Annotated in this window: 12 protein-coding genes; 7 read left to right on the top strand and 5 right to left on the bottom strand. The window is 70.8% G+C overall.

The window, feature by feature from the left end; all coding sequences use genetic code 11:
• The first annotated feature begins 9 nt into the window (after positions 1-9).
• A complete protein-coding gene (locus AB0D85_RS10790) occupies positions 10-1,092 on the top strand; it encodes a Zn-dependent alcohol dehydrogenase (protein WP_362316899.1) in 1,083 nt (360 codons plus the stop codon).
• 22 nt (positions 1,093-1,114) lie between these two features.
• Here AB0D85_RS10790 and AB0D85_RS10795 read toward each other — a convergent pair whose 3' ends face one another.
• A complete protein-coding gene (locus AB0D85_RS10795) occupies positions 1,115-2,059 on the bottom strand; it encodes a DMT family transporter (RefSeq protein WP_362316902.1) in 945 nt (314 codons plus the stop codon).
• 136 nt (positions 2,060-2,195) lie between these two features.
• The gene (locus AB0D85_RS10800) at positions 2,196-2,843 is read right to left on the bottom strand and encodes a TetR/AcrR family transcriptional regulator (RefSeq protein ID WP_362316905.1); all 648 of its coding nucleotides are present in this window, start codon (positions 2,841-2,843) and stop codon (positions 2,196-2,198) included.
• 68 nt (positions 2,844-2,911) lie between these two features.
• Here AB0D85_RS10800 and AB0D85_RS10805 point away from each other — a divergent pair, with 68 nt between their 5' ends.
• The 3 genes from AB0D85_RS10805 (at position 2,912) to AB0D85_RS10815 (ending at position 5,170) form a co-directional block, all read left to right on the top strand.
• Positions 2,912-4,063 (top strand): acyl-CoA dehydrogenase family protein, encoded by a 1,152-nt coding sequence (locus AB0D85_RS10805; RefSeq protein ID WP_362317981.1) that lies wholly within the window; start codon positions 2,912-2,914, stop codon positions 4,061-4,063.
• Positions 4,064-4,144: 81 nt separating this feature from the next.
• Positions 4,145-4,432 (top strand): YiaA/YiaB family inner membrane protein, encoded by a 288-nt coding sequence (locus AB0D85_RS10810; RefSeq protein ID WP_362316907.1) that lies wholly within the window; start codon positions 4,145-4,147, stop codon positions 4,430-4,432.
• 114 nt (positions 4,433-4,546) lie between these two features.
• Positions 4,547-5,170, top strand: coding sequence for a TetR/AcrR family transcriptional regulator (locus tag AB0D85_RS10815; RefSeq protein WP_362316909.1), 624 nt, complete (start codon positions 4,547-4,549; stop codon positions 5,168-5,170).
• A gap of 273 nt (positions 5,171-5,443) precedes the next feature.
• Here the strand turns inward: AB0D85_RS10815 and AB0D85_RS10820 are convergent, their stop codons facing one another.
• Positions 5,444-5,905 (bottom strand): MaoC family dehydratase, encoded by a 462-nt coding sequence (locus AB0D85_RS10820; protein WP_362316912.1) that lies wholly within the window; start codon positions 5,903-5,905, stop codon positions 5,444-5,446.
• A 122-nt stretch (positions 5,906-6,027) separates the two neighbouring features.
• Here AB0D85_RS10820 and soxR point away from each other — a divergent pair, with 122 nt between their 5' ends.
• On the top strand, positions 6,028-6,498 hold the full coding sequence (soxR, locus tag AB0D85_RS10825) for a redox-sensitive transcriptional activator SoxR (RefSeq protein WP_362316915.1): 471 nt from the start codon (positions 6,028-6,030) through the stop codon (positions 6,496-6,498).
• A 59-nt stretch (positions 6,499-6,557) separates the two neighbouring features.
• On the opposite strand, the gene AB0D85_RS10830 is transcribed toward soxR, so the two are convergent.
• Complete coding sequence (locus AB0D85_RS10830; RefSeq protein ID WP_362316918.1) at positions 6,558-7,520, bottom strand: helix-turn-helix transcriptional regulator; 963 nt, start codon at positions 7,518-7,520, stop codon at positions 6,558-6,560.
• Between the two features lie 270 nt (positions 7,521-7,790).
• Between AB0D85_RS10830 and AB0D85_RS10835 the strand changes: the two genes are divergently transcribed.
• Positions 7,791-8,600 (top strand): G1 family glutamic endopeptidase, encoded by an 810-nt coding sequence (locus tag AB0D85_RS10835; RefSeq protein ID WP_362316921.1) that lies wholly within the window; start codon positions 7,791-7,793, stop codon positions 8,598-8,600.
• A 55-nt stretch (positions 8,601-8,655) separates the two neighbouring features.
• Here AB0D85_RS10835 and AB0D85_RS10840 read toward each other — a convergent pair whose 3' ends face one another.
• Positions 8,656-9,258: a hypothetical protein gene (locus AB0D85_RS10840; RefSeq protein WP_362316923.1), complete on the bottom strand. Its 603-nt coding sequence runs from the start codon at positions 9,256-9,258 to the stop codon at positions 8,656-8,658.
• 454 nt (positions 9,259-9,712) lie between these two features.
• Here AB0D85_RS10840 and AB0D85_RS10845 point away from each other — a divergent pair, with 454 nt between their 5' ends.
• Positions 9,713-12,496 carry a penicillin acylase family protein gene (locus AB0D85_RS10845; protein WP_362316926.1) on the top strand — a complete coding sequence of 928 codons (2,784 nt, stop codon included), beginning with the start codon at positions 9,713-9,715 and terminating at the stop codon, positions 12,494-12,496.
• Positions 12,497-12,499: the final 3 nt, after the last annotated feature.

Below are 12,499 nucleotides of genomic sequence, written 5' to 3' on the forward strand. Positions count from 1 at the left end.
GGTTGAGCCATGGCCGTCCGTGCCGCCGTACTGCCCGCCGTGGGCGCCCCGCTGTCCGTCACCGGGATCGAACTCCCGGACCCCGGCCCCGGCCAGGTCCGGGTGCGCCTGGCCGCCGCCGGTGTCTGCCACTCCGACCTCTCCCTCTCCGACGGCACCATGCGGGTGCCGGTCCCGGCGGTCCTCGGCCACGAGGGCGCGGGTACCGTGGTGGAGGTCGGGGAGGGCGTCACCCGCCTGGCACCGGGTGACCCGGTCGTCCTCAACTGGGCGCCCTCCTGCGGGCGTTGCCACGCCTGTTCGCTCGGCGAGGTGTGGCTGTGCGCCGACGCGCTGTCCGGTGCCGCCGACGTCTACGCCCGTACGGCGGACGGCACCGACCTCCACCCCGGCCTGAACGTCGCCGCGTTCGCCGAGGAGACGGTGGTCGCCGAGTCCTGCGTCCTGCCGCTCCCCGCCGGCATCCCCCTCACGGACGCGGCCCTCCTCGGCTGCGCGGTCCTCACCGGGTACGGCGCCGTCCACCACTCGGCGCGGGTCCGCGAGGGCGAGACGGTGGCGGTGTTCGGCGTCGGCGGGGTCGGCCTCGCCACCGTCCAGGCCGCCCGGATCGCGGGCGCGTCCCGGATCATCGCCGTGGACGTCTCCGCGGCGAAGGAGGAGCTCGCGCGAGCGGCGGGCGCCACGGACTACGTCGTGGCCTCCGACACCACACCCCGCGCGATCCGCTCCCTCACCGCCAAACAGGGCGTGGACGTCTCCGTCGAATGCGCCGGCCGCGCGGTCAGCATCCGCGCGGCCTGGGAGTCCACCCGCCGGGGCGGCCGTACGACCGTGGTCGGCATCGGCGCCAAGACCGAACAGGTCACCTTCAACGCCCTGGAGCTCTTCCACTGGGGCCGCACCCTCTCCGGCTGCGTCTACGGCAACTCGGACCCGGCCCGCGACCTGCCGCTGCTCGCCGAACACGTCCGGGCGGGCCGCCTGGACCTCGGCGCGCTGGTGACGGAACGGATCACTCTGGAGGACATTCCGGCGGCGTTCGAGAACATGGTGGCGGGCAAGGGCGGCCGGGCGCTGGTGGTGTTCTGAGCGGGCGGTGTCCGCATGGCCGTCACGCCGACTCCCGCGCCTCCTCGGGCCGGGTCCCGGTCGCGGCCACGACCCGGGAGGTCCGCGCCCGCGACCGGGAGACCGCCACACCGGCCAGGCACAGCACCCCGCCCGCGAGTGTCAGCGTCCCGGGCACCTCGCCGAGCGCCAGCCACGACATCAGCACGACCAGCGCGGGCACCGCGTAGGTGGTCGCGCCCATCCGGCTGGCGGTCGTGCGGGCGAGCGCGTACGCCCAGGTGGTGAAGGCCAGGGCCAGCGGGAACACGCCCAGGTACAGCATGTCGAGGGTCGCGGAGAGCGGGGCGTCGGCGGCCTCGCCGACGAGCTGCCCGGCGAACGGCAGACAGGCGACGGCGCCGACGAGACACCCGTACGTCGTCACCTGGAGGGCGCTCGCCTGCCCGAGCGCCGGCTTCTGCGCGACGACCCCGCCGGCGTACGCGACGGCCGCGAGCAGGCACAGCACCACGCCGAGCACCGAGGAACCGCCCTCGCCCGACATCGACAGGCCGACGGTCACCGCGCCCGCGAACGACACGGCCATCCCCGCGAGCAGCCGCGGGGGCATCGGATCGCCGAGCAGCCGGGCGCCGAGCAGCGCGATGAGGATCGGGCCGATGTTCACGACGAGGGCGGCGGTGCCGGCGTCGACCTGCTGCTCGCCCCAGTTGAGGACGACGCTGTAGAAGCCGAACCAGAGAAGGCCCGATATCGCGATGCCGCGCCAGGCGGACCTGGGCGGCAGGCCTTCGCGCCGCACGACACAGAGCAGCCCGAGCACGAGGGACCCGGACAGCAGCCGGCCGAGGGCGAGAGCGCCGGGGGAGTAGGAGTCGCCCGCGCTCCGGATGGCCACGAAGGCGGAGGCCCAGAGCACGACGGTGACGGCGGCGGCTGCGGTGGGGAGGAGGTGGTGGCGGGGTGCGGTGGGCGTCGTCTTCATGTGGCCGAGGGTAGGGAGTGGGGGAGGGCGGGGGCTGGCGGATTTCGGACAGGTGGCTATGGCGCCCCTTCAGGGGCGCGGGGAACTGCGCGACCAGCCCCCACCGGCCCGCACCCACCCTCCGGCCGAAGCTCCCCTACGCCGTCTCCTTCACCACCGCGAACTGTTCACTCAGCCCGTCCAGCAACGCCCGCAACCCCGTCTCGAACGCCCGCTCGTCGATCTTCTCCTGGCGTTCCAGAAGAAGGTGCGCCTGCCCCAGATGCGGATAGTCGGCCGGATCGTACGCGCTCGCGTCGTCCACGAACCCCCCGGCGAACGACCCCAGCGCCGACCCCATGATGAAGTACCGCATCAGCGCCCCGATCGACGTCGCCTGCGCCGGCGGCCACCCCGCGCCCACCATCGCGCCGTAGACCGCGTCCGCGAGCCGTAGTCCGGCCGGGCGCCGGCCGGGCCCGCGGGCGAGGACCGGGACGATGTTCGGGTGGTCGCGGAGTGCGGCGCGGTACGACACCGCCCAGTCGTGCAGGGCCGTCCGCCAGTCCCTCCCGTTCCCCTCCTCGAACATCGACAGGTCGACCTGCGCGCTCACCGAGTCCGCGACCGCCTCCAGGATCTCGTCCTTCGTGCGGAAGTGGTTGTAGAGCGACGGTCCGCTCACCCCCAGCTCGGCCGCGAGCCGTCGCGTGGAGACGGCCGCCAGACCCTCCGCGTCCACGAGTTCCCGTGCCGTCGCGACGATCCGGTCGGTGCTGAGGAGGGGCTTGCGCGGTCGGGCCATGGCGCACATAGTAGGGCTGCACAACAGAAACTAGCAGTGCTAATTTAAATGGGTGGGGTGATCGCATGGTGAACCTGGGGCTCAGCGAGGAGCAGACCGCCGTTCGGCAGCTGGCCAGGGACTTCGTGGAGCGTGAGGTCACCCCGAACGCGATCGCCTGGGACCGTGCCGAGGACGTCGACCGGGGCATCGTGAAGAAGCTCGGCGAGGTCGGCTTCCTGGGGCTGACGATCGACGAGGAGTACGGCGGCTCGGGCGGCGACCATCTGTCGTACTGCCTGGTCACGGAGGAGCTGGGGCGCGGGGACTCCTCCGTGCGCGGGATCGTGTCGGTCTCCCTCGGGCTGGTGGCCAAGACCGTCGCCGCCTGGGGGACCGAGGAGCAGAAGCGGCGCTGGCTGCCGGGGCTGACCTCCGGCGCGTACGTCGGCTGCTTCGGCCTGACCGAACCCGGCACCGGCTCCGACGCGGGCAACCTCACCACCCACGCCGTTCGCGAAGGCGACGAGTACGTCGTCAACGGCACCAAGATGTTCATCACCAACGGCACCTGGGCCGACGTCGTCCTCCTCTTCGCCCGCTCCACCGACGCGCCCGGCCACAAGGGCGTCTCCGCCTTCCTCGTGCCGACCGACACGCCCGGTCTGACCCGCCGCGCCATCCACGGCAAGCTCGGCCTGCGCGGCCAGGCCACCGCCGAGCTGGTCCTGGAGGACGTCCGGGTGCCGGCGTCCGCGATGCTCGGGCCCGAGGGCAAGGGCTTCTCGGTCGCCATGTCGGCGCTGGCCAAGGGGCGGATGTCGGTCGCGGCCGGGTGCGTCGGCATAGCCCAGGCGGCGCTGGACGCGGCCGTGCGGTACGCGGGAGAACGCGAGCAGTTCGGGACGCCGATAGCGGGCCACCAACTGGTCCAAGAGCTGATCAGCGACATCGCGGTGGACGTCGACGCGGCCCGGCTGCTGACCTGGCGGGTCGCCGATCTGATCGACCGCGGACTGCCGTTCGCCACCGAGTCCTCCAAGGCCAAGCTCTTCGCCTCCGAGGCCGCCGTACGCGCCGCCAACAACGCCCTCCAGGTCTTCGGCGGCTACGGCTACATCGACGAGTACCCGGCCGGCAAACTCCTGCGCGACGCCCGGGTGATGACCCTCTACGAGGGCACCAGCCAGATCCAGAAGCTGCTCATCGGGCGGGCGCTGACGGGGGTTTCGGCGTTCTGACCACCACCGGGCGGCGCACTTGAGTACCTCCTGAGTACGTCGGCGGATGTGGCGCCGCCCGCGTTCGCCGATGCTCGACCCATGAGCGACACACCGGTCAGACAGCAGAACACGGCCGCCTTCTACGGCCAGGCCGTCCTCTCCTTCGGCATCGCCATGGCGGCCACCGTCATCGGCATCTTCCGGCTGCACGCCGACGCCTGGGTGCGCGGCTTCCTCGGCATCGCCGTGCTCTATCTCGTCACCTCCGCCTTCACGCTCGCGAAGGTGATCCGGGACCGGCAGGAGGCCGGGCAGATCGTCAGCCGGGTCGACCAGGCCAGGCTGGAGAAGCTGCTCGCCGCACACGACCCCTTCGAGAAGCTCTAGCCGCCGTGAAGGCCGCCGTGAAGGCGTCGCGAAAAGCTCTGAGCGGGCACACTAAGCGCTCGCTCAGCTTCGGCGGTATGGTGGAGCTCCTGTATCGAGAGGGGCGAGCGAGCGATGAGTACGGCGGAGGACACGACCGGCGGCGAGATCGAGCCGTGGGAAGAGGTCACCCCTGACGCGGCCCGGCGCCTGCTGGTCGCCGCCGTGGAGGCCTTCGCCGAGCGCGGCTACCACGCCACCACCACCCGCGACATCGCGGGCCGCGCCGGCATGAGCCCCGCCGCGCTCTACATCCACTACAAGACCAAGGAAGAGCTGCTCCACCGGATCAGCCGGATCGGCCACGACAAGGCCCTGGAGATCCTCCGGACCGCCGCCCGGGGCGAGGGCACCGCCGCCGAGCGGCTCGCCGACGCCATCAGCTCCTTCGTCCGCTGGCACGCCGGGCGGCGCACCACCGCCCGGGTCGTGCAGTACGAACTCGACGCCCTCGGCCCCGACGCCCGCGCCGAGATCCTCGCGCTGCGCCGCCAGGTCGACGCCGAGGTGCGCGGGATCGTCCAGGAGGGCGTCGAGACCGGCGAGTTCGACGTCCCCGACGTGCACGGCACCACCCTTGCGGTGCTCTCCCTCTGCATCGACGTCGCCCGCTGGTTCAACGTGGACGGCCCCCGGACCCCGGAGGAGGTCGGCGCGCTCTACGCCGACCTCGTGCTCCGGATGGTGGGGGCCAATTGACGCCCTCTCCTGCCCGAGGGCAGGAGATTCCGGTCCGTACCGCTACGCGGTACCACCTCGGGTTCCTGTTTCACGGGCCACTGCCGACCGGTGAAGATCGGTCTTACACGGCCTCCGCAGGCCTGGCTTCCCGCCCGTCCGGCGGTAGGCCCGACAACTCCGTTGTCGGGCAAGGCGATCCTGTCATGGCGCCGCGCCCCTTTGGGCGGGATGCCCGACACTTCCACTCTGAGGGTGGAGATGCCGGGCAGGTGTTCGGTAGCCGGCGGCCGCTCAGAGGTAGTAGCGGGCCACCGACTCCGCGACGCAGACCGGCTTGTCGCCGCCCTCGCGCTCCACGCTGAACGCGACGGTCACCTGGACGCCGCCCGTGACCTCCTCCACGCCGGTGATCGTCGCGGTGGCGCGCAGCCGGGAGCCGACCGGGACGGGGGAGGGGAAACGGACCTTGTTGGTGCCGTAGTTCACACCCATCTTCACGCCCTCGACCTTGATCAGCTGGGGGCCGAAGAGCGGCAGCAGCGACAGGGTCAGATAGCCGTGCGCGATGGTCGTCCCGAACGGGCCCGCGGCCGCCTTCTCCGGGTCGACGTGGATCCACTGGTGGTCGCCCGTCGCGTCCGCGAACAGATCGATCCGCTTCTGGTCGACCTCCAGCCAGTCGGTGTAACCCAGCTGCTCGCCCACGGCCGCCTTCAGCTCGTCGGGGGAGGTGAAGATCCTCGGTTCTGCCATGTCGCCGGCCCTCTCGCAGTCGCACAGTCACGCTTGCATTCTCTAAGCAACTGCTTAGCATGGTCGGGTGTGGGCCCCCTGTCAACGGACCGCGGTCCGGGCGGGTCGGTAGGCTCTGAGGGGTGCCGCAGATTCCCGAGAAGATCCAAGAGCTGAGCGTCGGCCAGTTGTCCGCGCGCAGCGGGGCCGCCGTCTCCGCGCTGCACTTCTACGAGGCCAAGGGCCTCATCAGCAGCCGGCGGACCTCCGGAAACCAGCGCCGCTACAGCCGCGACACGCTGCGCCGCGTGGCGTTCGTCCGGGCGGCACAGCGCGTCGGCATCCCGCTGGCCACGATCCGCGAGGCGCTCTCGGAACTCCCCGAGGAACGCACCCCGACCCGGGAGGACTGGGCCCGCCTGTCGGAGGCGTGGCGCGCGGAACTCGACGAACGCATCCGGCAACTCAACCGGCTGCGCGACCACTTGACCGACTGCATCGGGTGCGGGTGCCTGTCGCTGGCCACGTGCGTCCTGTCCAACCCGGACGACGTGTTCGGCGAACGCCGGGTGGGGTCCCGGCTGTTGCCGGAAGCGGTGAAGAAGGAGCCGTAGTTCTGCTGCGGGCCGGTGGGGGCTGGGCGCGCAGTTCCCCGCGCCCCTGACGGGGCGCCCTACGACGCCCACTCCCAGCGGATGCCGAAGCGGCACGGCCCGGCCGCCAGTGCCACCGCGTGTACCGAGCCCGAGGTGTCCAGGCGCAGCGGATGGGTGCGGGGGCGGGTGTCGAGGGCCGTGGTGCGGAAGGAGTGGCAGGCGGCCGGGAGGGTCTGCGGGGCGAAGCGGACCTCCAGGAGGTGCTCGCGCATCGGGACGTGGATGGCGGTCTCCAGGCACTCGGAGTACGGCCGGGGTTCGCGGTGTTCGAGGGTGTAGTCGACGATCACCGTCTCGCCGCGGGCGAGGGGGCGGTCGAAGAGCATCTCCGCCACCACCAGGCCGTCCTCGGGGATCTCCAGGACGCTGCCCAGCCGGCAGGGCGGGGCGAGCCGCACCCGGGGCGGCGGGCCGGGGGAGTCGAGCCGGTACAGGGCGATCCAGCGGTCGGCGCCGTCGGCCTCGGCGCGCAGCAGCCGGCGGCTGGTCAGTGCGGTCGGACGGCGGTCGGGGCCGATGTCGAGGCGGTTGTGGCAGCTGAGCCGGGTCAGCGTGTCGTCCCAGCGGGTGTCGATCGCGTCCAGGGCGGAGCTGATGTCCCGGCGGCCGGACCAGGTCTCCGCGAGCCCGGGGTGATCGGGCGGCGGTGGGAGCCAGCGGCCGCGCGGGCGGGGCGGACCGAGCAGGGCGCTGAGCGCGGCCGGGGGGAGGTGCAGGACGTCCTCCAGGGCGGCCAGCGCGGCCAGCGACTGTTTGCGCTCGGGGCGGTAGCGCCCGGACTGCCAGGAGCTGAGCGTCGCCGGTGCCACCGGGGTGCCCAGTCGCCGGAGCCGGTACTGGATCCGGTCGAGGCTCAGCCCGCTGTCGGCGATGGCCGCCCGCAGCGCCTCGTGGAACGGGCCCTCCCGCAGCAGCCGCGACAACCGCCCCTGCTCTGCGGGCAGGTGCGGTGACGCGGCCGCCTCGGGTCTGGATGTCACATGCACCAGTCTTGGCGGGGCAGCACGGTTCGGCGGAAGGCCGTTGCCCCGATGTTTGATCAGAGTTGCCCGACATTTGGTCGAACCTGGGTGAACCGGTTCGCGGCCGGTTGGATTTCGTATCCGTTTCCGCGTCAAATCCCTCAAGACTGAACGGCCTTGATGGCCTTGCCATGTTCATGAAGGCAAGCGGAAGCTGCTGTCCGTGCCCGGCGGAAGATCGCTTCGGCCGCCGGGGGCATCCCCCACTCCCTCACCTGACGGAGAATCATGTCAGCGAGAGCTTCCGCCAGCATCGTCGTCGCCATCGCAGCCGCCCTCGGCACCGTCCTCGCCACCCCGGCGCTCGCGGCCGCGCCCGCCGCCTCCCCCGCGCACACCCCGGCCCAGCTCACCCAGTCCGTGGCGAGCCACGAGAGCCACGCCCTGCGCGGTCTGTCGAAGGCCGGCAAGGTCAAGGCCAGCGTCTCCTCCACCAACTGGTCCGGTTACGCGGCCACCGGCTCCTCGGGCGCCTACACCTCGGTGACCTCCTCCTGGACCCAGCCGTCCGTCACCTGCGGCTCGGCCACCACGTACTCCTCGTTCTGGGTCGGCCTGGACGGCTACAGCAACTCCGCGCTGGAACAGACCGGCACCGAGGCCGACTGCATCGGCGGCACGGCCGTCTACGGCGCCTGGTGGGAGGTGCTGCCCGCCTCCGAGAGCGCCTACTCCGGTGTCACCGTCAAGGGCGGCGACAAGTTCACGGCCACCGTGACCTACAACGGCAGCACCTTCGCGATGACCCTCACGGACTCCACGCAGGGCTGGACGAAGACCACCACGCACGCCGGCTCGTCCGGCTTCAAGAACGCCTCCGCCGAGGTCGTCGCGGAGGCCCCCGAGGTCGGCGGCTCGGTCGCGAGCCTCGCCAACTTCGGCACCGTGACCTTCACGGGCGCGAAGGCGAACGGCTCCAACCTCGACACCTTCTCGCCGACCGAGATCGTGATGACCAAGAGCAACGGCTCCACCGTGCGCGCCCAGCCGGGATCGATATCCGGTGGCAGCTTCTCGGACGTCTGGAAGGCCAGCTGATCGCCACTCCATGAGGAGTTGGGGGGTGCGGCATCCCCGGCGCACCCCCGGGTGGTCAGGCCGACATCAGCAGCCGCCCGCGCCTGGCGTAGGCCAGGGCTTCGGGGGTGAGTACCGGACGCGGTACCAGAATCCCGCAGTCCACGCAGACCGGGCCGGCAGAGGGCTCGTGGTCCAGGTCGTACTTCCAGATGAGGCGCTCCCCTTCGCACACCGGGCAGGCCGTGCCCGGTTCGCGCTCCAGGGCGGCGATCAGCCGTCGCAGCACCTCGGCGAGTGGTTCGTCGGGATGGACCCGGGGGTCGTCGCACCAGGCCACTCCGAATCCGCCCCAGGTGAGCCGGTGCCAGTCGTCCACGCTGCCCGGGCGGCGCAGACCGTCGTGCTTCTCCTTCTTGCGACGCTCGGCGAACTCGACCTCATAGGCCAGCCAGACCGCCCGCGCCTCCTCCAGCTCCTCCAGCGCGCCCACGAGACGCACCGGATCGGGGGACCTGTCCTCGGGACCGAACCCGGCCCGCGCACACAGATGGTCCCAGGTCGCGCGGTGCCCGTAAGGAGCGAACCGCTCCAGGCACTTGCGCAGCGAATAACGCCGTAGCGCCAGATCGCACCGTGGGTCTCGCACCTGTCTCGCCAGACTCCGGAAACCGGCCATCGCCCTGCACCTCCGTCACACCTGCACCTGTACTTCGGTCACTTCGGCGTCGTCGCACGGGCTTCGCACGACGTTGCCGTATAGACGTATCGACACTCGAATCGGCTCCATCCGATTTCCGATGCCGCCCATAAGGCCGCCCGCCTTGACCGACGTCCCCTAGGGCCTGTCCGGCGGATCCAGCCGCAGACGCGAGGCTTGGTACGCCCATCTGCGGCGTTGTCGTCGGTCGCCGACGCTCCGCGTCGACTCCCTCCTCCGCCTTGCAGCTGCACGCACCAAGCCTCGCTCACCAGTGTTGATGAGTCGCCGCTACTTCCCTGCGACTCGACCCGCCGGACAGGCCCTAGTGCCGGGCCCGTTGGGGACCACTCCAAAACTTGACGCATGTTCATCTTCAATCCCGGGGATACCGGCGGTAACGTCCGGCCCACCCCCGTCGTGAGGAGCTGCCATGCCACGGCGCACCAGACATCACGCGTTGTTCGACAGACTGAGAACTCCCCGCAAGCTCCCCGGGTTCCTGAAAGCCGCATCCGTATGCGCGCTGATAGCCGGGCTGCTCTCCCCGCTGGCCCAGGCCCCCGCCGCGGCGGCGGCCTCCAACGACTACTGCGGCGGACAGTGTTCCGACATCCTGCCGCCCGGCGAGAACGGCAACGCCACCCTCGCCCAGATCCTGCTCAACCAGGCCTTCGGCACCGAGCCCGACCACGCCGAGGACCAGCTCGGCCCCTACGCCAACCTGGCCACGGGCGCTTCCACCCTCACCGACGCGAAGATCAACACGTTCTTCAACGACGCGTCGTTCGGGGTCGCTTCGAGTCAAGTCGCCTCCACGGAAAGTCCGGCCGGCCGCACCGACGTCACGATCGTCCGTGACAAGGCGACCGGGGTGCCCCATATCACTGGTACCACCAGATACGGCACGGAGTTCGGCGCGGGATATGCCGCCGCTGAGGACCGGCTGTGGCTCATGGACGTGTTCCGTCACGTCGGCCGCGGCCAGCTGACCACCTTCGCCGGTGGCGCCGCCTCCAACCAGGGCCTTGAACAGGAGTTCTACCGCAACGCCCCGTACTCCGAGGCCGACCTCCAGGCGCAGATCGACACCGCCGTCGCCAACAACGGCACCCGCGGCCAGCAGGCCCTCGCCGACGCCGACGCCTACCTCGACGGCATCAACTCCTACATCGACGCCTCCGACAGCGGGCGCTACTTCCCCGGCGAGTACGTCCTGACCGGACACAAGGACTCGATCACCAACGCCGGCACCATCGACCACTTCAAGATCACCGACCTGGTCGCACTGGCCTCCGTGATCGGCTCGCTGTTCGGCTCCGGCGGCGGTGGCGAGGTCAACAACGCCATCTCCCTGCTCGCCGCCCAGGAGCAGTACGGCGTGACGGAGGGCACCAAGGTCTGGGAGTCGTTCCGCGAACGCAACGACCCCGAGGCCGTGCTCACCGTCCACGACGGCACGAGCTTCCCCTACGGCACCAAGCCGGACAGCCCGCAGGGCGAGGCGCTCCCCGACGCCGGATCGGTGACCACCGAGCCCCTGGTCTACAACGCCACCGGCACCGGCGCCGACCAGAGCGCCAGCGCCGCCTCCGCCGCGGCGACCGCGACCGCGCTCAGCTCGGCCAAGCGCGGGATGTCCAACGCCCTGGTCGTCAGCGGCAAGTACACCGCGAGCGGGCATCCGATCGCCGTCTTCGGACCGCAGACCGGCTACTTCGCCCCGCAGCTGCTCATGCTCCAGGAGATCCAGGGCCCGGGCATCAGCGCCCGCGGCGCCTCGTTCGCCGGCCTGAGCATGTACGTCGAACTGGGCCGCGGCCAGGACTACTCGTGGTCCGCCACGACCTCCGGCCAGGACATCATCGACTCCTACGCCGTCGAGCTCTGCCAGGACGACTACCACTACCTGTACCACGGCACCTGCACCGCCATGGACGAGGTCGACCAGACGAACTCCTGGAAGCCGACCACGGCGGACAGCACGGCCGCGGGCTCGTACACGATGAAGGTCTACAAGACCAAGTACGGACCCGTCGAATACCGGGCCACCGTCGGCGGGGTGAAGGTCGCCTACACCACCCTGCGCTCCTCCTACATGCACGAGGTCGACTCGATCATCGGTTTCCAGATGCTCAACGACCCGAGCTATGTGAGCAGCCCGCAGACCTTCCAGAGCGCGGTGCAGCACATCAACTTCACCTTCAACTGGTTCTACGCCGACTCCTCGCACACCGCGTACTACAACAGCGGCAACAACCCGGTGCGGGCGAGCGGTGTCGACCCCGAGTTCCCGGTCTGGGGCCGGGCCGCCTACGAGTGGCAGAACTGGGACCCGGCCACCAACACGGCCGACTACACCCCGGCCTCCGCGCACCCCCAGTCCATCGACCAGGACTACTACATCTCCTGGAACAACAAACAGGCGCTGAACTACACGACCGCCAGCTGGGGTGACGGTTCGGTCCATCGCGCCAACCTCCTCAACGACCGGGTGAAGAAACTCGTCGCCGCGGGCGGGGTCACGCGCTCCGCGCTTGTCAAGGCCATGTCGGATGCATCGCTGACGGATCTGCGGGCCGAGGACGTGCTGCCCAATCTGCTGAAGGTGATCAACAGCAGTACGGTGACCGACTCCACGGCCGCCGCGGCCGTCACCAAGCTCCAGACCTGGCTGACGGCGGGCGGCAAGCGGACGGAGACGTCGGCGGGTTCGAAGACGTACGCCAACTCCGACGCCATCCGGATCCTGGACGCCTGGTGGCCGTTGCTGGTGAAGGCCGAGTTCCAGCCCGGCCTCGGTTCCGACCTGTACACCGCGATGACCGCCAACCTGCCGATCGACGAGGCCCCGTGGGCCGCGCACGGGCCCACCGGCGCGCACGCGGGAAGCTCCTTCCAGTACGGCTGGTGGAGCTATGTCGACAAGGACATCCGGTCGGTGCTGGGCCAGACCGTGTCCGGGCCGCTGGCCGAGCAGTACTGCGGCGGCGGCAGCCTCAGCTCCTGCCGGAGCATCCTGATCAGCACGCTGGACACGGCGGCCGGCACGAGCGCGTCCACCGTCTACCCCGGGGACTCGCTGTGCTCGGCGGGCGACCAGTGGTGCGCCGACTCGATCGTCCAGCGCACCCTGGGCGGCATCAAGCACTACAACATCAGCTGGCAGAACCGGCCGACCTACCAGCAGGTGGTGGAGTTCACGTCCCACCGGTGACGT

This window comes from Streptomyces sp. NPDC048277 (genome assembly GCF_040652235.1).
GTDB lineage: Bacteria > Actinomycetota > Actinomycetes > Streptomycetales > Streptomycetaceae > Streptomyces.

Coding starts and splice junctions, on each gene's coding strand:
- AB0D85_RS10790 (WP_362316899.1), top strand. CDS start 10: ATGGCCGTCCGTGCCGCCGTACTGCCCGCCGTGGGCGCCCCGCTGTCC.
- AB0D85_RS10795 (WP_362316902.1), bottom strand. CDS start 2,059: ATGAAGACGACGCCCACCGCACCCCGCCACCACCTCCTCCCCACCGCA.
- AB0D85_RS10800 (WP_362316905.1), bottom strand. CDS start 2,843: ATGGCCCGACCGCGCAAGCCCCTCCTCAGCACCGACCGGATCGTCGCG.
- AB0D85_RS10810 (WP_362316907.1), top strand. CDS start 4,145: ATGAGCGACACACCGGTCAGACAGCAGAACACGGCCGCCTTCTACGGC.
- AB0D85_RS10815 (WP_362316909.1), top strand. CDS start 4,547: ATGAGTACGGCGGAGGACACGACCGGCGGCGAGATCGAGCCGTGGGAA.
- AB0D85_RS10820 (WP_362316912.1), bottom strand. CDS start 5,905: ATGGCAGAACCGAGGATCTTCACCTCCCCCGACGAGCTGAAGGCGGCC.
- AB0D85_RS10835 (WP_362316921.1), top strand. CDS start 7,791: ATGTCAGCGAGAGCTTCCGCCAGCATCGTCGTCGCCATCGCAGCCGCC.
- AB0D85_RS10840 (WP_362316923.1), bottom strand. CDS start 9,258: ATGGCCGGTTTCCGGAGTCTGGCGAGACAGGTGCGAGACCCACGGTGC.
- AB0D85_RS10845 (WP_362316926.1), top strand. CDS start 9,713: ATGCCACGGCGCACCAGACATCACGCGTTGTTCGACAGACTGAGAACT.